Below are 24,582 nucleotides of genomic sequence, written 5' to 3'. Positions count from 1 at the left end.
CTTTGACAGCGTTTGGGTCTAGCCCTTTGCTATGCTAAGGTAACAACAGGTTCAGTTTTTTGGTGTCTATTCATTGAGCACTTCACTACTCAAAACCATTCGACTTGGTCGTCATTATATGAAGACTTGGCCTATGGTTAGACAATTGGGTTACTACTTTCCCGAGTACCGCGTCATGCGAGCGACTCAGTTGGCCTTGCCGGTAACACCAGCATTGGCCATAGGTGTCATGTTCAGTCAGCTTTACCTGTTAGGTTGGGATGTATTCCCACAAACCTTAGCCATGACGCTATTTTTTCTTAGCCTACCAATACAGGGACTGATTTGGTTAGGATGGCGAGCTCAACATCCGTTGCCGTTAACCTTATTAGATTGGGGCAATCAACTGTCGGCTAAACTGCAACACCTGGGTGTCAGTTGCCATCCTCTAGGTGCCAATGCCCGTTATCAGGATATGGCAAATATTTTAAAACTTGCTTTTGAGCGCTTAGAACCCAAGTATTGGGAAGAACTCTAAGTTAAGCATTAATCAATAGATCGCATTAAGACCCATTTCAACAAAAATGGCCTTTATTTTTTCCATGGTTTCGCTGCTTGGCGGCGAAACATCATTGAGCTGATATTCATCGCCCAATACATCCCATTTATGCTTACCCAACTCGTGATAAGGCAGTAATTCGATTTTTTCGACATTACTCATGGGCTTAATAAACTCGGCTAATTCACGAGCCGACTCGATATCATCAGTATGACCACCAACGACTACGTAACGAATCCAAGTTTTTTGTTGTCTCTTTGCCAAATACTCAGCAAATTGTAATGTTCTTTGGTTGCTTACTTTGGTCAGATCAATGTGTTTTTCATCATTCATCTGTTTAATATCAAGCATGACCAGATCTGTGTTATCGAGTAATTCATCGATAACCGGGGTATATTTGCGCAACATACCATTAGTATCAAGACAAGTGTTGATACCTTCAGCCTTACAGGCTTTAAACCATTCATTGATAAAATCGAGCTGCAGTAGGGCTTCGCCACCACTGGCTGTTACACCACCACCATTGGCATAGAAACTCATATAAGCGCGGATTTGTTTCATCAAATCTTCGACTGTGACTTCTTTACCAGCATGGGTATCCCAGGTGTCACGATTATGGCAATACAAACAGCGCATTAAGCAGCCTTGTAAAAAGGCAATAAAGCGAATTCCTGGACCATCGACGGTGCCGAAAGATTCTATGGAATGAATGCGTCCTGTGATTGTCATCGGGTCTCCTGATAAAAAGCGGCAGTGCGGATGCACTGCCGTATCGTCTAACTACTTAAATCTTATAAAGATTTAGTGAAAGTACGAGTGATAACGTCACGTTGCTGCTCTGGAGTCAGAGAGTTGAAACGTACCGCATAGCCAGACACACGAATGGTCAGCTGTGGGTAGTTTTCTGGATGTGCAACGGCATCTTCCAGAGTTTCACGGTTCAGAACGTTTACGTTTAAGTGTTGACCACCTTCACGTACTTCGTTGTTAGCAAAGTAACCGTCCATCAGCGCAGCTAAGTTAGTGCGACGTTGGCTGTCATCTTTACCTAAAGCATTTGGCACGATAGAGAAAGTATAAGAGATACCGTCTTGAGCGTGAGCAAATGGCAGTTTAGCAACAGAAGTCAGAGATGCTACAGCACCGTTTTCGTCACGGCCATGCATAGGGTTTGCACCTGGAGCAAATGGCGCGCCAGAAGGACGACCGTCTGGAGTAGTACCAGTCTTCTTACCATATACTACGTTAGAAGTAATGGTCAGGATTGACTGAGTAGGTACTGCATTGCGGTACATCTTCTTGTGACGGATTTTCTGCATGAAGCGTTCAACTAAGTCACAGGCGATATCATCAACGCGAGCGTCGTTGTTACCAAACTTAGGATAATCACCTTCGATTTCGAAATCGACAGCAATACCGTCTTCATCACGGATTGGCTTCACTTTAGCAAACTTGATTGCAGACAGTGAGTCAGCAGCGATAGACAGACCAGCGATACCACAAGCCATAGTGCGACGTACGTCACGGTCATGCAGTGCCATCAGGGCAGCTTCGTAGCTGTACTTGTCATGGCTCCAGTGAATAGCGTTCAGCGCGCTCACATATTGAGTCGCTAACCAATCCATCAGAGAATCTAAGCGTGAGAACACATCGTCAAAGTTCAGAACTTCGTCAGTGATCTTGTCAGCCACTGGGCCTACTTGGATCTTCAGTTTTTCATCAACGCCGCCGTTGATTGCATACAGCATGGTCTTGGCTAAGTTAGCACGAGCACCAAAGAACTGCATGTGCTTACCCACGATCATTGGGCTTACACAACAAGCAATCGCATAATCGTCAGATTCGAAATCAGGACGCATCAGGTCATCATTTTCGTACTGGATAGAGCTGGTATCGATAGATACTTTAGCACAGTACTCTTTAAAGCCCTGTGGTAATTGCTCAGACCACAATACAGTGATGTTTGGCTCTGGGCTTGGGCCCATGTTGTACAGAGTGTTCAAGAAACGGAAGTTGTTCTTGCTCACTAAAGTACGACCATCTAAACCCATACCGCCGATTGACTCAGTCGCCCAAATTGGGTCGCCAGAGAACAGTTCATCGTATTCTGGGGTACGCAGGAAGCGAACCATACGCAGTTTCATTACGAAATGGTCAACCATTTCTTGAGCTTGCGATTCAGTGATGATATCAGCTTTCAGATCGCGTTCGATGAAAACGTCTAAGAAGGTAGCAGTACGGCCTAATGACATAGCCGCGCCGTTTTGGCTCTTAATCGCAGCTAAGTAAGCGAAGTAAGTCCACTGGATAGCTTCTTGAGCGTTGGTCGCTGGGCGAGAAATGTCAAAACCATACTTGGCAGCCATTTTCTTCATTTGACCCAGAGCACGGTGCTGCTCAGAAATCTCTTCACGCAACTGCATGGTCATTTGCAGATCATCACCAGCTTCGAACTGAGCTTGTAATGAATTGAACTGAGCCACTTTATCCTTCATCAGGAAGTCGATACCGTACAGAGCAACACGACGGTAGTCACCAATGATACGGCCACGGCCATATGCATCAGGTAAACCAGTCAGGATGCCAGACTTACGACAAGCCAGGATTTCTGGAGTGTATACGTCGAATACACCTTGGTTATGGGTCTTACGCAGTTCAGAGTAAACGTATTTAACTTCTGGGTTTAACACGCGACCGTAAGCTTTGCATGAACCTTCGATCATACGTACGCCGCCGTTAGGCATCATGGCGCGCTTCAGTGGTGCTTCAGTCTGCAGACCAACGATGGTCTCCAGATCTTTAATGATGTAACCAGCGTCATGAGCAGTGATGGTTGATACTACTTCAGTATCAAAATCTACTGGCGCATGAGTGCGGTTTTCTTCTTTAATGCCTTCCATAACCTTGTCCCACAAAATTGTGGTGGCTTCGGTAGGACCGGCTAAGAAAGACTCATCACCTTCATAAGGGGTGTAGTTAGTTTGGATAAAGTCACGTACATTGACCTCCGATTTCCAATCGCCAGGAACGAAACCTTCCCACGCATTTGCAAACAGATCAGTTTTATCAGTCATCGTACTAATACCTTCTTGTTGATATCAAGGTTACTGAAACCGCCGTGGCACCTTCACCAAATTCAGTTCAGCACTAAGTCCTTCACCCACTACACCTTGAGGCGTTTGCCTAATAGAATGTCGAGGCGAAGTGAGTAAGCTTATTCCAAAGGAATAAATTACAGATAAGTGGACTATCAAGAAAACCACCACTTATCAAATTGGTAAGACCAATTGTCCAAAGCATATTAGCATAGTAGAAAATGGCTCGCATCTTAAACCGTGCGCTTTCGCAGCATCAGATCATAAAATTGTTACCGAGCTAACAATTTTCAGGCATATCTAGCATTAACTCGAGTGCGTTTTTTTGTGCATAAAATAACGACCACAACAAATGAGTGCGCAACACTATGTTTTTAAAAGTTTTTTTTAATCGGCAGTAATTTGAGGTTTAATGAGGGTTTGACTGTGATGTTAGTCACAAATTTAAGCGGGGGAAAGGTGTTTATAAAAATGGCACCTGTAAAACAGGTGCCATAGGGTCAAGCGATTAACAGCAAGCGATTAGAGCAGTGCAGGAATACCGCGGATCATGCCCACAGCGAGCATAGCAGCCAAACATATGGCAAAGGCTAAGCCAGGAATAATCAAGCGATCAGCGGTTGATAATTGCTTAGCGCGTTCTTTATCACCGATCAGACCATTGTTGTCTAACAGCATAGTTAATGCCCAGCCAAATACTGGATTCACAACCATAGAGGCAAAGATACAGATACCCGCGGTTTGTGAAGACGCAGTAGATTTAACCATCTGCATACCCGCTTCAAGCAGAGGTAAGAATACACCTACTAGCAATGCGATACTCATTACCGGAGCCCATACCGCTATGTCCATTGGGTAGCCGACAGTGGCAACCACAATACACATGATACCCAGCAAAATACCGCCCGCAGGGATAGGACGCTTAGCGATAGCAGCAGGGATCATATAGGTACCCCAGCTTGATGTTACGTTACCACCACCAAATGCTGTACCTACGAACTGACGCACTGAACAGCCCGCCATAGTATCGTCAACATCCATCAATACTTCTTTAGCTTTCTTAGGATAATTCAGCTCTTGGAAGATTCTGTGACCTAAGAAATCAGGAGACCACATGGCAACAGCTAAGATAGCAAAAGGTAAAGATGCTAAGAAATGTTGAGTGGTTGGTAAACCTAATTTCCAACCGGTTTCGGTTGAACCCCACCAGTATACTGGGTTGAGGTTAGGTAAGCCTGGCTCAGTCGTGAAATGGAACGGGGCGCCTAAAGCTAACGCAACACCTACGGCTAAAGCACTACAGGCAGGGATGGCTAACCAACGCTTACCAATTTTGGCTAGGTAAGCATAAAGCACCACGTTTAGGAACAGTACGGCAAACGCCACATAACCCATCTTCAGGCCTTCAGCCCAATCGATTAAGTTATTGATTTGGCTTTGCGCGCCCATGATACCTAAGTAGACCAAGAGTCCACCGGCCACCCCTTCACTGGTGAGGTTAACTAGCCGCGAGCCGCCTTTGACTAAGCTAAGTGTCATACCAAAAATGGCAATCAAAATAGCTAATGCTAATGGGTGACCACCTGACATAGCAATCATGCCGATCATAGGGATCATTGGGCCATGGTTACCAGCAAGGTTAGCGCGAGGATTCATGAAGCCCGACACGAAAATACAGAAGATCAGGGCAGATACCCACATCTCTACTCGTACGTTTTCGATAACGAAGTCGGCACCTAAACCAAAGGCTGCAGCATAGGATGACATTACCGCACTATACATAACGGTAATACCAATAGTTCCAGCTAATGCTGGGACCAGATCTTCCCATTCGAAACGAAAGTCACGACCGGGTAAGTTTAAACGCCAGCGTCTTGGCTTCATGATTTCTAATTCATGATCTAAGTATTCGCTGCGAGTCTCAAAATCAGACGATGGACGATGCATCTCCTGATACGAGCCTGTTTGCTCAGCTATAGCATCAGGTGGGGTGACTGTGTTAGTCATAATTTGTCAATTCTCCGACAAGTACAGCAAAAAAATTCTGTTGTTGACTTGGGTAGTAAGTCCGTGTTTTTAACCACTTCAACGGCAAACGTTGAATACTGGCGTTGTTTGACAGTGACGATAAAAGCTAAAACTTTAGCTTAAGTCGCAGCCCAATTTTCTGACTGCAGTGCGCCCACATCCTATCCGTGTTACCCGATTAATTTGGTCAGACCAATTTACCTTTAAATATTATCACACGCTGATATGTCCTTGTAGGTGCTATCAGTTTTTTTGATGGTATCGATTAGGCGAATTGCGACCCAGTTAACAAGTTCATCTTTATTTAAGCTTAACTCGTGACTTGCGGCACTGTTTTTGCGTTTAGCTTGTTGCTGCCGTCACTTCCTTGAACGCAAGTTAGTAAGTATCTGATAAATAATGATTATAGTTATTACTTGTTTAGTTGCTACTTAAGTTGTGCCATATCTATTAACGCAATACACGCAGACAGCTGCTCACAAGATTAATAATAGTCAATCATTGCGCTTAGCTTTTACGCGCTAAAACACCCTGATTTAGCTAAGCCAGCACGAGTGAAAACCGCATAATACCTGCCAAAAGTTATCAATTTTATTGATAGTCGCAACAAATATTATCCATTTATTACAAGTGATTATCTCAGGCTATTGTTAAGTCGGCTTTGCCATTAGATGAATAATAATTAGATAAGGAGAACGATAATGAGGTTATTAAGCGGTCGGTCATTGACGTTTGTCGCCTTGGTGGAGGCTCAATGACAATCAGTCCAGTACCGAGCCCCCCAGAACCCAGCTTATGCGTAATAGCCGAGCAATATGGCTATGCCAAAGTGGTGAAATCTGCGAGTCAATCTTTAGGATTATCCATTTTTGCAGGCGCCTTTATTGCGCTGGCTTTCGTGTTTTACATCACAGTGACAACTGGGGCAGAAGGAGCGCCTTGGGGTTTAGTGCGGTTAACGGGCGGTCTCGCGTTTAGCTTAGGCCTAGTGCTAGTGGTTATTTGTGGCGCTGAACTGTTTACCAGCACTGTACTTAGCACACTGACCTATGTGCACAAACGCGTGACAGCTAAGCAATTATTACTGTGTTGGGCTCGGGTTTATGTGGGTAATTTATTTGGTGCTAGCTTAATCCTACTGCTCGTATGGGTAGGCGGTATGCATCAACTTGACCATGGGCAATGGGGGCTTAATGCACTCAATATTGCTCAGCATAAACTCGAGCATACCTGGTGGCAGGCTTTTGCCTTAGGCATTTTATGCAACATGTTGGTGTGTTTAGGGGTCTGGATGACTTTTGCCAGCAAAGAGGCCTTAGCGCGTGCCACATTATTAATGCTGCCAGTTGCCATGTTTGTTTCCAGTGGCTTTGAGCACAGCATAGCCAATCTCTTCATGGTGCCGTTAGGCATAGTTATCTCAGAGTTCGCCCCTGCGGCTTTTTTCGATGGTCTTGGCATTAGTGCCATGAGCTATCAAGACTTAACGTTAGGCAATTTTATCATCAACAACCTTATTCCTGTGACGCTTGGCAACATAGTCGGCGGCGGCGTTATTGTGGCGCTTGGGTACTGGTTAATTGAACAACAATCAAAATTATTACAAATAAAAGGACATTAAGATGGAATCCTACTTAGCACGTTTAACCGTGGTCGACATAATGCAAACTAATACTGTGTCTCTGTCTCCTGAAACGGGATTATTTGAAGCTCTAGGTACTTGCCGTCAACAAGGTGTCGATATTGCACTAGTGATGAAAACGGGAACCTTAGTGGGTACTATTGGTCTGCAAGATATAATGCGGGGCTTATGGTCAGAGGAATATAGCAGTAAGACCAGTTTGACTGTGGCTGATTTAATGTGCGCTGAATTTACCGCGGTAAGACCTTGCCTTAAGGTTAATCAGCTCATAGAAACCTTAGTGGTGAACAAAGAAGTGCTATTTAATGTCAATGATAACGGCATGTTGATTAGTCCGTATTTAACCTTTGAGCAGCGTTTACGTAAAGCCAGTAGTCAGCACGCTGAAGTATTGCCTGTGATTGAAGGCTCAAGTCTTAAAGGGGTGGTGAGCCGCGCCGCTTTAGCCGATTTATTACTGGCTAAGCGTGCAAGTTAAGCTATGTAGCTAGCAATATTTACACCCAATGAAACAAGCCGCGATGATCGCGGCTTTTTTGTGTCTGCTATGGTCGTCAGAGGCTATCTCTGAGCTCATAGGACAGGGTTAAGGCATAGATTGAGCCTTTTGTTTGGCAAGGCGCTTAGCTTGGGCGAGGACACAATCTCGCAGTGGGTTGTTATTACTATCACTGCGCCACACAAAGCTTAAGCTGCGGTGCATATCTAAGCTTGGCGTTGGGAGTAAGGCTAATTGACCGCGTTGAATATCTTGCATGACATCAAGCCAAGGCAGGGCACTTAAGTAACTTCCTCCTTTGACTAACGCCTTTAAAATACTGACCTGTTCGTATTCACGGCACACATTGAGCTTATCTATCTTGCCATGTACCGCACCATCAAAGATGCGGCGCGTGCCAGCGCCATGTTCCCTCAACACCCATTTAGCGACGGCTAACTGTTCGAGTGATACTTGAGCCTGATGAGCAAACGCATGTTCAGGGGCGCCAACGACCACTAAGTGGTCATCTATCCAGGGTACTGACGTAATGCGGGTATCATCACTGCGTCCTTCAATCACACCCAAATCAAAATCATAGTTGAGCAAACGTTGGATCACAGTTTCCGTATTTTCTACGTCTATTCGGATATGTAATTGTGGAAAGTCACTATCAATTTTACTGATAAGCTCAGGAATTAAGTGCTCTGCAGCCGTTTGACTGGCGCAAATGGACAAGTTACCACTAATCACTTGTTGATCATGCAAGCCGCTTTCAATTTGACGGGCATCATTGAGTAAACTGCGCGCCTTAGGTCGCAGCCAATGGCCCCAGTGACTGAGTACTAAGCGGTTTCCTTGGCGACTGAATAGCGGGCGGCCGAGTTGGTTTTCTAATTGAGATAACGACATACTCACCGCAGATTGCGTCATCATCAATTTACGTGCGGCGGCGCTTACACTTTCTTGACTGGCAATGGCATCAAAAACTTCAATTTGTTTTAGCGAGTATTTCACTTTAGATCTCATGCTGTTAGGGATTAACCCATGGTAGTCATGCTATGGGTTGGACTCAATAGGTTAAAGGCAGCAGTGTTAGCTTTTACGAGTGGCCTCACGTATCAAAAACGTATTTTGTGAGTTATCCCTGAGTTACCTAAAGGCTAATTCTCACTGTGACACGCTTGGTTAGTTTTCTGCGGGCTATATTTGGCCATGAACCGAGATGAGTGGATGACACATTACTGATAAAGAGGGGAGAATAAGATAGGTTTTATAACAACACACCAACCGTCATGATTGGTGTGTTGATGAGCGATTAAGCCATTAGTGACTCAAAGCTAGTCAATTACGTGCCTAGCCATTGTGCTTAAGCCCAGTTGGCTTTGGCTTTAGCCGCTTGTAACTTTTGATAGGCTTGTAGCAGTTTTTGATGCTTAGTGAATTCAGTTAACTGACGAATATGCATCAAATCATAGCCTTGGGCAGTATTGCTAACATGCGCAAATGCCGCAGCGTAGTCTTGTTCACCAAACATGCGCTTAAAGGCTGCTTGGTATTGATTAACATCGCCATCGGCTAATTGAATGTTCAAAATGGCTTGTACGGCATGATAAAAACGCAAACGGCGTTGCAGGTCACTGCTAATACCGCCGGCATTAAAGCCTGTGGTCCATTCAGCCCATTCCAGTGCAGATTCTAAATCACCGGCAGCTAAAGATAACAAACAGCGTAATTCACCAACGCGCAGAGTGCTCCATGGCGATGAAGCATCTACGCCTAAGCCTAACAGTTGATCGAGCGGCTGGAATTCATCAACATCTAAGGCATCTAAGCTATCGATAATTTCAGCTGCTAAGGCGGCATCTTGCTTAACATCAAGCCATTGCTGGATTTGCTGACGCAGTGCCATAGCGCGGTTGTTATTGACCCAAGTTAACTCGTACACAGGGTAAATTTCGGAATAACCAGGCACTAATACGCGGCACGCATAGGTGTGTAAGTGGCTGTAATCCGCAATATAGACTTCAGCGCCTAAGTCATGGAATTTATTCAATAACTGATGGAATTCCTCATCAGTGTTGCCTTCAAAGTTCCAATCAACAAAGTCAAAATCGCTATCTGCTCGGAATAAATCCCAAGACACTAAGCCTGATGAATCAATAAAGTGAGTCTCAAGGTTAGTGTGATCAGATACTTCATCATTATCAAATGATGGTGATGGGAAGATATCTAAATCTTTTAAGCTGCGACCTTGGAGTAACTCAGTCACAGTGCGTTCCAGCGCAATTTCAAAGCGTGGATGGGCGCCAAAAGAGGCAAAACAACCGCCATTGTCTGGGTTGAATAAGGTCACACAAATCACAGGGTATTCGCCGCCTAATGAAGCGTCAAAACACGTGATAGGGAAACCTTGCTGTTCCAATTCATTGATAGCCGCTACCACTTTCGGGAAACGGTTAACTACATCAGCGGGAATTTCAGGCAGGCTGATAGATTCGGCTATGATGCGGTTTTTAATATAACGCTCAAAACACTCGCTTAAGGCTTGAGTGCGCGCTTCCGTCGCAGTATTACCTGCTGACATGCCGTTAGACACAAACATATTGCCGATAATGTTCATCGGTATGTAGGTCACTTGGTTATCCGATTGGCGAGTAAATGGCAGGGCGCATACACCGCGTTCCATATTACCTGATTGTAAATCCACTAAGCCTGCCATAGTGACTTCATCTTCGGGATCGTAATGCTGCCACAAGGCCTCATTCATCAGACCTGCAGGACGGGTATCATCAGTCACGGCAAACCATTTTTCATTGGGATAGTGCACAAACTCACTATTGGCTATCTCTTCGCCTAAATAGAAGTCGGCAAAAAAATAGTTACAGGCTAAACGCTCAAAATATTCCCCTAATGCACTGGCCAAGGCCGCATCTTTACTCGCGCCTTTACCATTGGTAAAGCATGCAGGGCAGTTACGGTCGCGAATATGCACAGACCAAACGTATGACACTGGATTAAGCCAAGAGGCCTCTTCGATATCGAATCCAAGTTCGACTAAGCGCTGTTGCATAGTGGCAATTGAAACTTCTAAGGCTTCATCTTTACCAGGGATATAAGTGTGATTCATGACTTCCTCATTGGCATAGGGTGACGTGTACCACGTCACAATTGCGGCCATTGTATCGAGAAGATCATCAAAGTGGAATGATACTTGTTTGCCATGGGCTTCTGTCTAACGCGCAATCATGACAAATGATGCCAAATGGTCTAGAATCGCGCGTTTTCAAGCATTCTACAAAAGTGCGAGTGTATGTTTTCCTCTTCCTTAGCGAAACGGGTCACACCGGCTGTCATTATTTTATGCTTGGCCCTAGGGTATTTCCTGGTGTGGGCCTTTGGACCTTTATTCCTCAGTGAACGTGGCAGTTGGCTCGGTATGCCGCTGTGGTTTTGGTGTTCTTGTGTCGCGGCGCCGTTGTTATTATTGGCGGCATTAGCGGCCATTAATCATCAATCTGCTGATACTAATCATGGGGAAAATGAACTGTGACAGCCTTAATAGCAGTAGTTATCTATCTCATTTTTAGTCTTTATATCAGCCGCATTATTGCCAGTAAGATGAAAACAGGGTTAGTGGCCGATAAAGCCAATCGCTTCTTTATTGGTGGCCGTATTCTTAATGGCCCGCTAGTCGCTTTGACCTTAGTCGCGACTTATACCAGTGCGAGCTCTTTCATTGGTGGCCCCGGCGCTGCCTATAAAATTGGTTTAGGTTGGGTGTGGTTAGCACTCATTCAAGTGCCTGTCGCCATGCTGACCTTAGGCGTGCTTGGGCCAAAATTTTTAGCCTTAAAAGAGCGTCACTCCACTTTACTTGAATGGTTAGATCATAGATTTAACAGTCCGTGGTTAAGCCGCATTGCGATTGTGAGCTTAGTGGCGGGTTTTATCGCCATGATCACAGTGCAATTTATTGGTGGTGCGCGCATGTTTGCTGGCGTGAGCGGTATCAGTTATGAGCTAGGTTTAGCCATTTTTGTGGTGACAGTGTTAGCTTACACCTTAACGGGTGGCTTTCGCGCTGTGGCGGCAACCGATGCGGTGCAAGGCATAGTCATGACGCTTGGCATAGTGGTATTGCTGGCCACGGTACTGATTAAAGGCGATGTGCCGGCTATGCTCGCTAACTTAAATCAACAGCAGAGCCCATTATTGTCACCTTGGGGCAGCGAGCAACAACTTGGCTGGCCTATGATGTTATCTTTTTGGGTGTTGGTGTGTTTTGGCACCTTAGGTTTACCCCATACCGTGGTGCGTTTATTAGCGGTAAAAGATAAACAGGCGCTGCGTAAAGGCATGGTATATGGCACGGCCATTAGTTTATTAATGACCTTATTGCCGCACTTATGTGGCTTCTTTGGCCGCGCTATTTATCCAGATTTGACCATTCCCGATGAAATCATGCCTAAGTTAATCGCAGGGTTATTTTCGCCTTGGGTCGCGGGTTTGTTATTAGCCGCTCCCATTGCGGCGGTGATGTCATCGGTAGACTCTATGTTGCTGCAGTCAGCAGTGACCTTAGTGCGTGATGCCGTTGTTAAAACTCGCCCGACTATGTCAAGTGAGCGCCAATTAACCTTGACGCGCGTGGCTATGGTAGTCATTACCTTGCTTGCCGCGTGGTGGGCATTAAAGCCGCCTGATATGATTGTTTGGCTGAATTTAGCCGCCTTTGGCGCGCTGCAATCTGTGTTCTTATGGCCGATTGTCGCGGGCATATGCTGGCCAAGCATTAGTGGTGAAGGTGCGTTAGCTGCTATGGTGACAGGACTCATTAGTTACTTGCTGGCATTTCAGTTTGGGCCATTGCCATATAATGTGCACGCGATTGTGCCCGCATTACTCTTGTCTTTAGTGGCTATGTTGACCGTGGTTGCCTATCAGGGGTACTGTCGCCGCCAAGCCATAGTTTAAGCAATCATCGTCATTAACTAGCGCTAATAGTCATAATTAATGGCAAGTGTTTGCATAAATATGCATCTGTTGTGACCCAGATAACCTTTGTTGTCTGGGTTCTACTTAAAAATTAGTTTATATTGCATCCTCTTCGAATAATAAAGGGTGCCCCCCATGTCTTTGACACAATCCATTGAGACGAGCGCTAGCACCAGCTGCACTCGTCGCTGGCAAATGCCAGATACCTTGGTCATCATCTTTTTTGTGGCAATCGTCGCAGCCATAATGACTTACCTCATCCCTATCGGTTCTTTTGAAACTCAAGAAGCCCACTATGTGATGGATGGCGTTGAGAAAACTCGACAAGTCGTTGATCCCGATTCATTCCGTTATGCCCTCGATGACAATGGCGAGCCTAAATTAGCCCCAGTGTCCTTGTTTGCCGGTGGTGGTGATGTTGGTTTTTTCAATTTTGCATTTGAAGGACTGACTTCTGGCTCTAAATGGGGCAGCGCTATTGGCGTCATCATGTTTATGTTGGTGATAGGCGGTTCATTTGGCATAGTCATGGCGACAGGTACCATAGATAACGGTATTTTGCGCCTTATCGATAAGACTCGTGGCAATGAAAAGTTATTTATTCCCGCCTTATTTACTTTATTTTCTTTAGGCGGCGCCGTATTTGGCATGGGTGAAGAAGCTATTGCCTTTGCCATCATTATTTGTCCATTGATGATCCGCTTGGGATACGATGGCATTACTACGGTGATGGTGACTTATGTGGCCACTCAAGTCGGGTTTGCCTCATCGTGGATGAACCCGTTTGGCGTGGCGATTGCCCAAGGTATTGCCGGCGTGCCAGTGTTATCTGGCAGTGAGTTCCGCGTCCCTATGTGGGTGCTATTCACCTTGTTTGGTATCTTATTTACCATGCGCTACGCGAGTCGTATTCAAAAGTCACCCGCTTCATCTTACAGCTATCACTCAGATGCTTTCTTCCGAGAGCAGCAAAGTCACAGTTCGCTCGATAGCCGCTTTGGTTTAGGCGACTGGTTAGTGATAGGCGTTATTATCGCCACCGTAGCTTGGGTGGTTTGGGGCGTGGTTGCCCATGCTTGGTTTATCCCTGAGATTGCGAGCCAATTCTTTACTATGGGCTTAGCCGTGGGGTTAGTGGGCGTGCTCTTTGGACTTAACGGTATGACCATCAATCAAATGGCTAGAAGCTTCAAGCAAGGCGCAGCCACCATGATTGAACCTGCCATTTTAGTGGGCTGTGCTTCGGGTATTTTGCTCTTGTTAGGCGGCGGTAAAGCCACCGAACCTAGTGTACTTAATAGCATATTGTCAGCAGCTGGCTCAGCTATTGGCCAGCTACCTGATGCGTTATCGGCTTGGTTTATGTTGTTATTCCAATCGGCCTTTAATTTCTTTGTGACTTCAGGTTCTGGTCAAGCGGCACTCACTATGCCTTTGATGGCGCCACTTGCCGACCTTGTAGGCGTTAGCCGTCAAGTGTCAGTATTAGCGTTTCAATTGGGTGATGGTTTTACCAATATTTTAGTTCCAACCTCAGCATCCTTAATGGCAACGTTAGGTGTGTGCCGTGTTGATTGGGGTGATTGGCTTAAGTTCATTTGGCGCTTTATGTTGGCCTTATTAGTGCTTTCAAGCGTGACAGTAGTATTTGGTCACTATATTGGTTTTGCTTAACTAGCGGCAAAACCAATAAATAAAAACACAGCGCAATTGCGTAATGCCGTTCACTTAGTGTGAACGGCATTTTTCTTAGGCTTAATGGGATACTTGTTTTTACTCATTTTTAACGCACGTGGATAGGCTCTATCCCGTTTCCCATCAAGCTTGAACTGCCTCGCATTACGCACTATGTCCAAGACATCTCTCGGGACATTCCCTGGCGTTTGAGATGACAGCTGAGTCAGTTTTAAAATGATATAACTCGACGCATCTCTAAAGCTTAATTGGTTCGGATGTAACGACGGTAAGCTTTTAGCCATCAACACCATCTTGTATCTGATGAGGTTATAGGCCAACAGTACCCCCCACAATTCTTGGATAACCAGCTCTGGCAATTGACTGCGTAACGTAAAGCGACTCTCCAGCAGATGTTGCTTCATCTCCCGATAGCCCACTGCTATCTCCCATCGATGGGCATATAAATCCACTATCTCGGCCCCCGGATAACGTAAGGGGTCAGTTAATGAGGTCAAAATGGAAACCAACTTACCTTTTACCGTCTTCGTCAGTAAGCGAGCTTCAATATTGTCAGGCAATAGGCCACTTCTTTCTGGCTTGAGCTGTGGTGGTTAACTGCACCAGTTGGTCGTGTTTTCCTACAGAGCGTACCACTTCATATTGTGTGCCTTTCTTCAACGGCAGCAGCCAGTGACTGTTAGGTTGAGCCTGTTGCCAGGCGTGCAAAAGCCCCAAGGAATAGAAGCCTCTGTCAAACAGAGTCAGGCTGTTATTGGGTATGCTGGATATCAGTTCGGCGGCTAAATTCATTTCACTGACAGCAACAGAATCAAAGGCACTGTTCAATACCAAGTGGCTGCTTGATTGTTTTGCTCACTATCAGGTGTTCGCCACACGACACCATCGACACCGTAGAGGTTGAGTCCACACCAATGAGGATGCTCTGCTCTCTCATGCCAGGTCTTGGCACTTCGCTTAAACACATCCTGAACAACGTCAGAGCCTAGCCGCTTACGCGCTTGCGTGACAGCGCTGCGAGCCACGTAATCCACTTCTTGAGGTAAGACGATAGCAAGCTTATTGATGAGAGAGCGGACGGACTCGCCTCTGAACAGAGCCATACCAATCACCGCCCAAATCATGGCATCCATAGGTAACTTACGTCGCCGTAAACTGGCAACACCATGTGAATCAAGGCACGACTGAATTAAATCAGGCTCAAGCACATAGGCCAGACAGGTGAATTCGGTATGGCGATTGATATGGGTACGCGCCAAAGCGTCTGAAAGTTGCATAAAAAAATCCGATGACATGGGGTCATCGGATTTTGATCCTTTCAGTGAGATCGTCAAGCAATCTGTCTTAACTGATCGGCATTAGGCAATATGCGCTGTTTTTTATGGAAAATGAAGGAATGTCATTCATTTAAAGCGCATGATCATTCTTAGGGAAATAATGCATGACGTATCTTAGCGCGACATAACTTACCACAGCGGTCGCTATCACTAGCTCAATCACAGCCAAGAAATGCACTGTATGGCTAAGTGGTAGCATAGCATCAAAGTTGGCTAACCAAGCAGAGGTCTTAAATAAGGCCGTGGCGCCAATCACCATAGGGAAAGTAAAAGCTGCGTAACCTGGGCTAAAAGGCAATTTCATTAAGTGGAAAAAGGCCAGATAAATAACGCCAGTCATCAGCAAGGCAATACTAAGCAGTAGGCCGACAATGGCAATTGATGGCTGACTAGTAATAGTTAAGTAACCGGCTAACGACAGACTGGCTGGCGCGGCTAAAATCGCGATAGTAGGCTTGGCTGCATCGGCAATAGGAGTACCAAAAATCAAACGATACAGCATGATAGGCAGCATCACTAAGTAACACAGCATACCAAAAATCACTATGATTTCGGCTAAGGTACCATAGCCTTGTCCAGGAAAAGACACCGCAGCTACTATGATGCCAATAGGCGGTACGAACCAGCTAGGCACCATATGATCTAGTTTAAAATCGATGGCGCGATAGTAAGCAAATGCCGCTAAAAAGACTAAATGAATCGCAATAGCAAACAGCCATAAGCCTAAGCCAATGGTGACAGAAAATATGCCCATCGCTTTTGAAATCACCATTAATGCCATGGCGAAGGTGGGAATAACGCTACCTACGACAGGATGAGATAATTCGTTTTTTAACACTTTAGGGTGCAACAGGAATTTTGCAGTTAATAACAGCAACATGACAGCAGCAATGCCCGCACTCACAATTTGTGCTTGGCTATTTAATTGTGATGACATGGATTCCCAGCACCAGCCAAGACTGGCAATCCCAAGGGCGAGTCCGGCCATAGGGCTAGGTAACGATGCTAATTTTTGATGCCAACTGTGTTGCATGAAAGGACCTCAAGGTCTGATAAGAGAAGCTGACGCTATTATAAGGGAGTTGAGCTCGTCATAATATTTGATTAACCAAACTTAAAGATTAAATAAAATTGAATGAGTGACTGAAAACGTGATTTATCACTAGTTTAGCTTGTGTAGTTTTATTAATTGTTACAGGATTGTTGTTTGTTTGGGGCAGGGAGATGCACGCATGGACAATGACTCATTAGCCACATCAGCCGCACGCAATTGTGACTACCAATTTACCTATCTTGGGCGCCAGACGCGGCGTAAAGATGGCATTGCCACTCGTATGGCGATTCTTGATGCTTGTTTAACCATAGTAGCCAATGAAGGTATTCGTGGTGTGCGCCACCGCGCCGTGGCTGAAGTGGCGCAAGTGTCACTCGCAGCAACAACCTATTATTTTGAAGACATTCAAATGCTTATTCATGACTCGCTAATGCACTTTGCCGAGTTTGCCATGGCGCGTAGTGAAAAAGTGAAACTTGCTGCTTACCAATTATTTGCAAGCGCTCGCCAAACTTGCGAGTCTAAGCCTGTTGAAGCTAAATCATTAGTCGATCACTTATCTTTATTAGTGCTCAACCATATCTATGATAAGGCCGCTGACGTTAATGCCCGCAGAATTGAGCGAATTTTCTATGAAGAGGCCATCAAAAAGCCCTTGCTGGCCAAGGCGATTGTTATGTTGGAAAACATGATACTTGATAGCGTAGGTGGATTTTTTGACGACATAGGGGTAGAGCAAGGGCGGTTACGAGCTCACGGATTAGTGGCGCTCATTCGCCATTTTGAATATTACCTGCTGATTGATGAGCAAGATAAAGCTGACGATGCGAGTAAAAATTTACAATTATTTTTCAATGAGATAATAAAGTAAGGGGCGCTATGCCCCTTATTGTTAGCAATTTTGTGGCTAGATTATTGCTCTGTTTCTAATTCACTAAACTGGCCTTGGAATAAGGCTGAACTTAAGTAACGCTCGGCCGCAGATGGTAAAATCACTACTATGTTTTTACCTTCAAATTCTGGCAGGGCAGCAATGCGATTGGCAGCAACTACCGCGGCGCCAGAAGAAATACCCACTAAAATGCCTTCTTCTTTCATTAAGCGCAGTGCCATGGCGATGGCATCATCATTACTGACGCCTTCGACTCTATCAATTAACGATAGGTCGAGGTTACCAGGGATAAAACCTGCGCCTATGCCTTGAATTTTATGTGGGCCAGGCTTTAGCGGCTCCCCAGCTAAGGCTTGGGATATCACAGGTGAGTCGATAGGTTCTACCGCCACACTAATAATCGCTTTGCCTTGAGTCTGTTTAATGTAGCGGCTTACACCTGTAATTGTGCCGCCTGTACCCACTCCAGCAACAAACACATCTATGGCGCCATCAGTATCGTGCCAAATTTCAGGCCCAGTGGTTTTCTCATGAATTTCTGGGTTGGCTGGGTTATCAAATTGGCCTAGCAGTACATATTTTTCTGGATTAGCAGCGCGAATTTCCTCAGCTTTATCAATCGCGCCTTTCATGCCTTTAGGGCCTTCGGTTAACACTAAATTAGCACCTAAGGCTTTTAATAATTTACGGCGCTCAAGACTCATAGTGCTTGGCATAGTTAACGTCAGAGCATAACCACGTGCGGCCGCTACATAGGCTAATGCAATACCTGTGTTACCTGAGGTCGGTTCAACCAGTTCTTTGCCTGGCGTTAACAAACCTTTTTGCTCAGCGTCCCAAATCATATTGGCACCAATACGACATTTAACGCTAAAACTTGGATTTCTTGCCTCAATCTTAGCCAGTACGCGACCATTGCTCACTCGATTCAAGCGTACCAAAGGTGTATGGCCTATGGTCAGTGAATTGTCTTCAAAAATTTTACTCATGTAACTGACTCCTTCGATTTGATTGAGTTCAGCATAGCTAGGCTGGCGCTAAAGTGAAGTGATTGTTTGCTCTTGTATATTTCTTTTAGTTATAAAATGAATTGCTGTTATTGATAAAACGCTGTCACCACTGGCACGAGGAGCTTGCTTGATGATTTCTGTGTCTTCTTTTGCGCCGTCTTGCTATCGTAATTCAAACTTTTGACAAGGAAAAACCAATGCAAATTGTGATTAGTGGAACGGGTTTGTACACTCCAAGCGATGTGATCACCAATGATGAGTTAGTCGCAAGTTTTAATCAGTATGCCCAAGCCTTTAATGAAGAGCATAAGGAGGCTATTGCCGCCGGCACTGAGCTTGAATTAGCCATGTCGTCGAGTGAATTTATTGAAAAAGCCTCAGGTATTAAGCAGCGCCATGTCATTCAAAGACAGGGCATGTTAGATATCAATGTATTGATGCCGCTCATTGCGCCGCGCCTTGATGATGAACTCAGCCTGCAAGCGCAGATGGGGGCTATTGCCGCGCAAGAGGCGCTTGCTAATGCAGATTGTGATGCCAGTGACATAGATTTAGTGATAGTGGCGTGTGCGTATGCGCAGCGCGCCTATCCAGCCATTGCCATTGAAATTCAGCACCATCTTGGTTGTCAAGGCATGGCTTACGATATGCAGGTGGCATGTTCGTCGGCGACGTTTGCTATCGCCAATGCCCAAGCGGCTATTATCTCCGGCCAAGCCACTAAGGTGCTAGTGATTAACCCTGAGATTTGTACTCCGCAAATCAATCTACGTGATCGTGATAGTCACTTTATCTTTGGTGATGTTGCGACCGCATTGGTCCTTGAGATTTGGCATGGAATTGACAGTGTGAATAAGCCGGCGCCTTCGCATACCAAGCGAGCGCGACCCTTACTGATTGAATCCATTAAACTTGCCACTCAATACTCAAGCAATATCCGCAGTAACTTTGGTTTGATGAATCGCTGCAGCCCTGAGACAGAACACAGCGCCAGTAATTTATTTAGTCAGCAAGGGCGTAAAGTGTTTAAAGAGTTGCTGCCGATGATCTATCAGCATCTTGAACAGCAATTGCAGCAGACTCAACTAAGTGCTTTTGATTTCAAACGTTTTTGGCTGCATCAAGCCAACATCAATATGAATTTGTTTGTCGCCAAAAAGCTACTGGGTGAACAAGTGAGTGCAGATTTATGCCCAGTGGTATTAGATAAGTATGCCAATACGGCGTCTGCGGGTTCTGTTATTGCGCTGCATTTATACCGTGATGATTTAACCGTCGGCGATTTAGGGCTGTTATGTTCATTTGGCGCCGGCTATTCCATTGGCAGCGTGATTTTACGGGTGGTTTAACGGCTCTCAGCCCTTAAGAGATAAGGGCGGAGTTATTGAATAGTGGTTATTAGCACTTGGTGCTGCGGCACTTAACTATCATTCACCGCTGATATTCAGATTGCGATAGGCTGGGCGGTATTTATCAACCCACATCGCGGTAGCGCCGCAAATGGCCACGGGCATCACAATAAAGTTAACAATAGGTATCATGGAAAACAGGGTGACAGTAGCACCAAAACTCATGCTGCTACCTTTGGTTTGGCGCAGGGCAAAACGCATGTCTTGAAACGATACCTTGTGGTTATCAAACGGATAATCACAATATTGCACTGCCATCATCCAAGCGCTGAATATAAACCAAATCACAGGGGCTAAGGTTTGGCCAATCAAGGGCACTAAAAACAGCAGTAACAGCAGTAACGCTCGCGGTAAGTAGTATTTTAATTTTATCCATTCGCGCCCGAGCATGCGCGGCACATCTTTGACTGTATCGATAGCGCCGCCAGTATTCATCGGCTTACCGGTTAATAAGGCTTCAGTCTTTTCGGCCAATAAACCATTAAAAGGGGCTGCGAGCCAGTTCATCACGGCACTAAAGGTAAAGGCCATGATGACCACCAGAGATAACACCGCCAGCGGCCATAAAATCACATTAAGCCAGCTGAGAGACTCAGGTAACCAGGCCGCTAAATCGGCAAACACCACCTTTAAATGCCCAAGGCCAAAATAAAAACCGACCGCAAACAGTAGAATATTGATGAGCAAAGGAATAATGACAAAAGTTCGCAATCCAGGTTGGCGGATTAACTCGAATCCTTGCATAAAATAATTAACGCCACTTTTAGCCATTTGCACACGCACAGGGAAATCTCCATTGATAACACTTGCTTGATTGTGACGGTTAACGCCGCTGTTACGCAAGTTTGTTTGTCATTTCCACCAACAAAAAGCGTTACAAAATGCTGCGCTGTTTGGTAAAGTGATAGGTCGCCTCTTCTTTTTGAAGCTTATTGTCTGTTCTGCCAGCGAAATGACCTAAATCATGAGACTGAATACAATTAAACTGGCTGGATTCAAGTCATTTGTTGATGCCACCAAGATCCCTTTTTTAAAACCACTCACGGCCATTGTTGGCCCGAACGGCTGCGGCAAATCCAATGTGATTGATGCGGTGCGCTGGGTGCTAGGTGAAAGCTCGGCTAAACATTTGCGCGGCGAGTCGATGACAGATGTGATTTTTAATGGCTCAAGTGGTCGCCGGCCAGTATCTGTGGCATCGGTTGAGCTAGTGTTTGATAACCCCGATGGACGTTTAGGCGGACAATACGCCAGCTATCAATCTATTGCCGTTAAGCGTCAAGTCGATAGACAAGGCGAATCGAGCTATTTTCTTAATGGTCAAAAATGTCGCCGTAAAGACATTACTGAGCTGTTTTTAGGCACAGGTTTAGGGGCGCGTAGTTACGCCATTATTGAGCAGGGCACCATTTCACGGCTGATTGAATCTAAGCCGCAAGAATTACGGGTGTTTATTGAAGAAGCTGCCGGCATTTCACGCTATAAAGAACGCCGGCGCGATACCGAAACCCGTATCCGTCACACCCGCGAGAATTTAGACCGTCTTGCCGATATCCGCCATGAGCTTGGCAGTCAGTTAGAAAAGTTGGCCGCGCAGTCTGAGGCTGCACTTAGTTATCGCGAACTTAAACGTCAAGAACGCCAAGGCTTAGCTGAGTTATTGTTAATTCAATACCACAGTCTGCTTGAACAAGCCGAGCAATACCAACAACTGTTACTTGAAAGCCAAACTGAGGTCGCCGCGGCTAAGACTCAATGGCAAGCACTTGAATTGAGCCTGACAGAACTTAATATCACTAAAGGGCAGGTTGAGCGTCAAGAGCAACAACTAGTGGCGGACAATTTTCGGATTGCGACCGAACTTGCGCGCTTAGGCTCTCAACTTGAATTCCAGCAGCGCCAACATTCCCAAGATAAACAGCGTTTAGCTGAGCTGAATGCTAATCGCGATTTATGGCTGCAGCAGTCAAAAGCCGCGCAAACCAGTCATCAAGTATTAATGGCTGAGCAGCAAAGCCTGCATCAATTGAGTGAACAACAGCAAACCCAACTGCTGAGTCTCGAAAAAGACGTTAGCCTTGCTGAAAAAGCCTTGGCAGGCGCCACTCAAACTCAGCAGCAATGGCAGCATTCACTGAGCGAATTGCAATTAAAGCAACAATTAGCGGCCAATAAACGCAGTTATCAAGAGCAGCATCGCCTTGAAAAGCAGCGCGCATTAACGGCCATAATAGAGCAATTAGGCACAAGCCAAAGCCAAACGCTAGCGAGCAGTATTGAAAGCTTGAGCGCAGGGCTCACGTTGCAGCAAGAATTACGCACTGAACTTGCTCAGCAACTTGAAGATGCTGAGTACAAGCAAGGCGCGGCGTTACAGCAGTTAGTCACTGTTAACGGCAAGGTAAGCAGTGAGCAGCAAAAACTTGCGGCCCTGCAAAGCCGTAGCGATTTAATCGCGCAGTTGCTGGCTAAGGCTAAACCTGCGGGTAATGATGTCAGCGTCTGGCAGGTGACACAGGTTGATAGTGGTTGGGAGAAGGCCGCCGAATTAGTGTTGGAGCCAGTGTTGCAGCAAGGCGTGCTTAATGGGCTAGATATCTCGTCTGACGATATTGCGCCTAACACTGATGGTATAGGTTTTCAGTTATCTAAAAACCAAGACTTTGGCATGCTAAGTAGTCAGGTCAATTTAGCGCCTTGGCTCACTAACCTTGAATTTGTCCTCAATAAAGCGGATGCCTTAGCGCGCTTAGCCACTCTTTCTGCCAGCGAGCAACAGCGCCAGCGCTACGTGACGCAAGCGGGCGAGTTAATCGGCCAAGGTTTTTGTCTTAATGCCAAAACTCACAGCCAACCTATGCAGTTAATGGCGCAAGCCCATGAGTTAGATGAGCACATTGCGCAGTGTGAGCAGCAGTTAATCGTCCTTAAACAGCAGCAACAGCACTTTGATGATGCTAAGCGCTTGCAGGATGCGCAAGTAGCGCATTTGCAAGCACAAGTGCAGCAGCAACAATTAGTAGAACAAAAGTTGGCGCAAGATTGTCTGCATGCTCGGAGTCAATTTGATAAAGAGCAAGAACAATGGGCGCAGCAGCAAGGCTTGCAGATGTCATTGCAGCAGGAATTAGCCGAATTAGATAACGAGTTGGCGCGCTTTGATCTTGATGCCAATGCACTCAGTGAGCAGCTTATTTATCAAGATCATCAACTTATGCAAGCGCAGCGCACGTTAGAGCAACACCAGCATTTGTGGCAGCAAAGTAAACTGGCATGGCAACAAGAGCAGCACAGCTCGCAGCAAGCCCATAGTCAAAGTTTGCAGCATCAAACCGCTGTGGCCTTGTCTGAGCAAAGTCAGCAGGCCTTAACTGAGCGCTTAAATGAAGTCAGCGCTGAGATAGCCGCGCTTTATGCAAAATCGGCTAATCAAGACTCGGCATTAAGTCATTTACCGGAATTAGAGCAGCAGCATCAGGCATGTCTGCAACAACAATCACAATTACAGAGTGAAATTGTGGTAGTTAGGGCGCAATTAGCCAGTTTACAGGCCGAGATTGATACAAAACTATTGCAGCAAAAACAAGTCATTGGCAAGATAGAGCAATTAAGCGCACGTTTAAATCAACAGCAATTAAAGCGCGAAGGTATTCAAGGGCAATTGCAAGGGCAGTTAAGCCGATTGCAAGAAGCCGAGATTGCGCTTGATAGTGAGATAACATCGGACATCAGCATCCCGAAACGGCAGCAGCAACTCGATGATATTCGTCAGCAGATTGGGTTACTTGGGGCCATTAACTTAGCCGCCATTGAAGAATATGACCAACAAGCCAAACGTAAGCAGTATCTGGACGAGCAAGATAATGATTTACGTACTGCCATGGCAAGCTTAGAAGAAGCCATTCGCAAAATTGATAAAGAGACCAAGAGTCGCTTTAAAGAGACCTTTGATCAGATTAATGGTGACTTCTCGGGCTTGTTCCCGAAAGTATTTGGCGGCGGCAGTGCTTACTTGGCATTAACTGATGATGACCTGCTGGAAACCGGGGTGTCGATTATGGCGCAACCACCTGGCAAGAAAAACAGTACAATTCACCTGCTTTCGGGTGGTGAAAAGGCGCTAACCGCTTTATCATTGGTTTTTGCAATTTTCAGGCTCAATCCAGCACCTTTTTGTATGCTAGATGAGGTAGATGCGCCATTAGATGATGCAAACGTCGAACGTTTTTGCCGTTTATTGAAAGAAATGTCGCACACAGTGCAATTTATTTATATTAGCCATAACAAAATTACGATGGAAATGGCTGACCAACTTACAGGGGTGACTATGCATGAGCCTGGCGTGTCGCGCATAGTGGCGGTTGATATTGAAGAAGCGGTGGCGATGGCCGACGCCGGATAAAAAC

The 24,582-nt window shown here is 45.7% G+C and carries 17 protein-coding genes and 1 pseudogene; 9 read left to right on the top strand and 9 right to left on the bottom strand.

Annotation, left to right across the window (positions count from 1 at the left end):
- The first annotated feature begins 73 nt into the window (after nt 1-73).
- On the top strand, nt 74-517 hold the full coding sequence (gene yfbV, locus AC1HDP_RS06340) for a terminus macrodomain insulation protein YfbV (protein ID WP_479638089.1): 444 nt from the start codon (nt 74-76) through the stop codon (nt 515-517).
- A 12-nt stretch (nt 518-529) separates the two neighbouring features.
- Here yfbV and pflA read toward each other — a convergent pair whose 3' ends face one another.
- The 3 genes from pflA to AC1HDP_RS06325 all read right to left on the bottom strand — a co-directional run bounded on the left by pflA (nt 530) and on the right by AC1HDP_RS06325 (nt 5,640).
- Nucleotides 530-1,267, bottom strand: a complete 738-nt coding sequence (gene pflA, locus AC1HDP_RS06335) for a pyruvate formate lyase 1-activating protein (protein WP_479638088.1) — start codon at nt 1,265-1,267, stop codon at nt 530-532.
- 62 nt (nt 1,268-1,329) lie between these two features.
- The gene (gene pflB, locus AC1HDP_RS06330) at nt 1,330-3,612 is read right to left on the bottom strand and encodes a formate C-acetyltransferase (RefSeq protein ID WP_479638087.1); all 2,283 of its coding nucleotides are present in this window, start codon (nt 3,610-3,612) and stop codon (nt 1,330-1,332) included.
- Between the two features lie 543 nt (nt 3,613-4,155).
- Nucleotides 4,156-5,640: a DUF3360 family protein gene (locus AC1HDP_RS06325; protein ID WP_479638086.1), complete on the bottom strand. Its 1,485-nt coding sequence runs from the start codon at nt 5,638-5,640 to the stop codon at nt 4,156-4,158.
- Nucleotides 5,641-6,415: 775 nt separating this feature from the next.
- On the opposite strand from AC1HDP_RS06325, the gene focA reads away from it, so the two are divergent.
- Together focA and AC1HDP_RS06315 are read left to right on the top strand one after the other, a co-directional pair.
- The gene (gene focA, locus AC1HDP_RS06320) at nt 6,416-7,282 is read left to right on the top strand and encodes a formate transporter FocA (RefSeq protein ID WP_479638085.1); all 867 of its coding nucleotides are present in this window, start codon (nt 6,416-6,418) and stop codon (nt 7,280-7,282) included.
- 1 nt (nt 7,283) lies between these two features.
- Nucleotides 7,284-7,781 (top strand): CBS domain-containing protein, encoded by a 498-nt coding sequence (locus AC1HDP_RS06315; protein ID WP_479638084.1) that lies wholly within the window; start codon nt 7,284-7,286, stop codon nt 7,779-7,781.
- A gap of 108 nt (nt 7,782-7,889) precedes the next feature.
- Here the strand turns inward: AC1HDP_RS06315 and AC1HDP_RS06310 are convergent, their stop codons facing one another.
- Both AC1HDP_RS06310 and ycaO read right to left on the bottom strand, forming a co-directional pair.
- Complete coding sequence (locus tag AC1HDP_RS06310) at nt 7,890-8,798, bottom strand: LysR substrate-binding domain-containing protein (RefSeq protein ID WP_479638083.1); 909 nt, start codon at nt 8,796-8,798, stop codon at nt 7,890-7,892.
- A 352-nt stretch (nt 8,799-9,150) separates the two neighbouring features.
- Nucleotides 9,151-10,911, bottom strand: a complete 1,761-nt coding sequence (ycaO, locus tag AC1HDP_RS06305) for a 30S ribosomal protein S12 methylthiotransferase accessory factor YcaO (RefSeq protein ID WP_479638082.1) — start codon at nt 10,909-10,911, stop codon at nt 9,151-9,153.
- 183 nt (nt 10,912-11,094) lie between these two features.
- Between ycaO and AC1HDP_RS06300 the strand changes: the two genes are divergently transcribed.
- The 3 genes from AC1HDP_RS06300 (at nt 11,095) to yfcC (ending at nt 14,453) form a co-directional block, all read left to right on the top strand.
- Complete coding sequence (locus tag AC1HDP_RS06300; protein ID WP_479638081.1) at nt 11,095-11,334, top strand: YhdT family protein; 240 nt, start codon at nt 11,095-11,097, stop codon at nt 11,332-11,334.
- Nucleotides 11,331-12,758, top strand: a complete 1,428-nt coding sequence (gene panF, locus AC1HDP_RS06295; RefSeq protein ID WP_479638080.1) for a sodium/pantothenate symporter — start codon at nt 11,331-11,333, stop codon at nt 12,756-12,758. The genes AC1HDP_RS06300 and panF overlap by 4 nt, the downstream gene beginning before the upstream one ends.
- A gap of 156 nt (nt 12,759-12,914) precedes the next feature.
- On the top strand, nt 12,915-14,453 hold the full coding sequence (gene yfcC, locus AC1HDP_RS06290) for a putative basic amino acid antiporter YfcC (protein ID WP_479638079.1): 1,539 nt from the start codon (nt 12,915-12,917) through the stop codon (nt 14,451-14,453).
- Nucleotides 14,454-14,503: 50 nt separating this feature from the next.
- Here the strand turns inward: yfcC and AC1HDP_RS06285 are convergent.
- Nucleotides 14,504-15,751, bottom strand: a pseudogene (locus tag AC1HDP_RS06285) (IS4 family transposase).
- A 130-nt stretch (nt 15,752-15,881) separates the two neighbouring features.
- Nucleotides 15,882-16,844 carry a TDT family transporter gene (locus AC1HDP_RS06280; RefSeq protein WP_479638078.1) on the bottom strand — a complete coding sequence of 321 codons (963 nt, stop codon included), beginning with the start codon at nt 16,842-16,844 and terminating at the stop codon, nt 15,882-15,884.
- A 199-nt stretch (nt 16,845-17,043) separates the two neighbouring features.
- Between AC1HDP_RS06280 and AC1HDP_RS06275 the strand changes: the two genes are divergently transcribed.
- Complete coding sequence (locus AC1HDP_RS06275) at nt 17,044-17,736, top strand: TetR/AcrR family transcriptional regulator (protein ID WP_479638077.1); 693 nt, start codon at nt 17,044-17,046, stop codon at nt 17,734-17,736.
- 41 nt (nt 17,737-17,777) lie between these two features.
- On the opposite strand, the gene cysK is transcribed toward AC1HDP_RS06275, so the two are convergent.
- Entirely contained in the window at nt 17,778-18,746 is a 969-nt protein-coding gene (gene cysK / locus AC1HDP_RS06270) for a cysteine synthase A (protein ID WP_479638076.1), read from the bottom strand.
- Nucleotides 18,747-18,964: 218 nt separating this feature from the next.
- On the opposite strand from cysK, the gene AC1HDP_RS06265 reads away from it, so the two are divergent.
- On the top strand, nt 18,965-20,116 hold the full coding sequence (locus AC1HDP_RS06265; RefSeq protein WP_479638075.1) for a beta-ketoacyl-ACP synthase III: 1,152 nt from the start codon (nt 18,965-18,967) through the stop codon (nt 20,114-20,116).
- Nucleotides 20,117-20,194: 78 nt separating this feature from the next.
- Here AC1HDP_RS06265 and cysZ read toward each other — a convergent pair whose 3' ends face one another.
- Nucleotides 20,195-20,947: a sulfate transporter CysZ gene (gene cysZ, locus AC1HDP_RS06260; RefSeq protein ID WP_479639838.1), complete on the bottom strand. Its 753-nt coding sequence runs from the start codon at nt 20,945-20,947 to the stop codon at nt 20,195-20,197.
- A gap of 193 nt (nt 20,948-21,140) precedes the next feature.
- On the opposite strand from cysZ, the gene smc reads away from it, so the two are divergent.
- The gene (gene smc, locus AC1HDP_RS06255; protein WP_479638074.1) at nt 21,141-24,578 is read left to right on the top strand and encodes a chromosome segregation protein SMC; all 3,438 of its coding nucleotides are present in this window, start codon (nt 21,141-21,143) and stop codon (nt 24,576-24,578) included.
- Nucleotides 24,579-24,582: the final 4 nt, after the last annotated feature.

It is taken from the genome of Shewanella sp. ISS20 (genome assembly GCF_056522965.1).
The sequence above is the reverse complement of the archived record's forward strand: the minus strand, read 5'-3'. Positions and strand labels throughout refer to the sequence as shown.

Excerpts from the sequence above, each read along its gene's own strand:
- pflA (WP_479638088.1), bottom strand. The coding sequence starts at position 1,267 with ATGACAATCACAGGACGCATTCATTCCATAGAATCTTTCGGCACCGTC.
- pflB (WP_479638087.1), bottom strand. The coding sequence starts at position 3,612 with ATGACTGATAAAACTGATCTGTTTGCAAATGCGTGGGAAGGTTTCGTT.
- AC1HDP_RS06325 (WP_479638086.1), bottom strand. The coding sequence starts at position 5,640 with ATGACTAACACAGTCACCCCACCTGATGCTATAGCTGAGCAAACAGGC.
- focA (WP_479638085.1), top strand. The coding sequence starts at position 6,416 with ATGACAATCAGTCCAGTACCGAGCCCCCCAGAACCCAGCTTATGCGTA.
- AC1HDP_RS06315 (WP_479638084.1), top strand. The coding sequence starts at position 7,284 with ATGGAATCCTACTTAGCACGTTTAACCGTGGTCGACATAATGCAAACT.
- ycaO (WP_479638082.1), bottom strand. The coding sequence starts at position 10,911 with ATGAATCACACTTATATCCCTGGTAAAGATGAAGCCTTAGAAGTTTCA.
- AC1HDP_RS06300 (WP_479638081.1), top strand. The coding sequence starts at position 11,095 with ATGTTTTCCTCTTCCTTAGCGAAACGGGTCACACCGGCTGTCATTATT.
- yfcC (WP_479638079.1), top strand. The coding sequence starts at position 12,915 with ATGTCTTTGACACAATCCATTGAGACGAGCGCTAGCACCAGCTGCACT.
- AC1HDP_RS06280 (WP_479638078.1), bottom strand. The coding sequence starts at position 16,844 with ATGCAACACAGTTGGCATCAAAAATTAGCATCGTTACCTAGCCCTATG.
- AC1HDP_RS06275 (WP_479638077.1), top strand. The coding sequence starts at position 17,044 with ATGGACAATGACTCATTAGCCACATCAGCCGCACGCAATTGTGACTAC.
- cysK (WP_479638076.1), bottom strand. The coding sequence starts at position 18,746 with ATGAGTAAAATTTTTGAAGACAATTCACTGACCATAGGCCATACACCT.
- AC1HDP_RS06265 (WP_479638075.1), top strand. The coding sequence starts at position 18,965 with ATGCAAATTGTGATTAGTGGAACGGGTTTGTACACTCCAAGCGATGTG.
- cysZ (WP_479639838.1), bottom strand. The coding sequence starts at position 20,947 with ATGGCTAAAAGTGGCGTTAATTATTTTATGCAAGGATTCGAGTTAATC.
- smc (WP_479638074.1), top strand. The coding sequence starts at position 21,141 with ATGAGACTGAATACAATTAAACTGGCTGGATTCAAGTCATTTGTTGAT.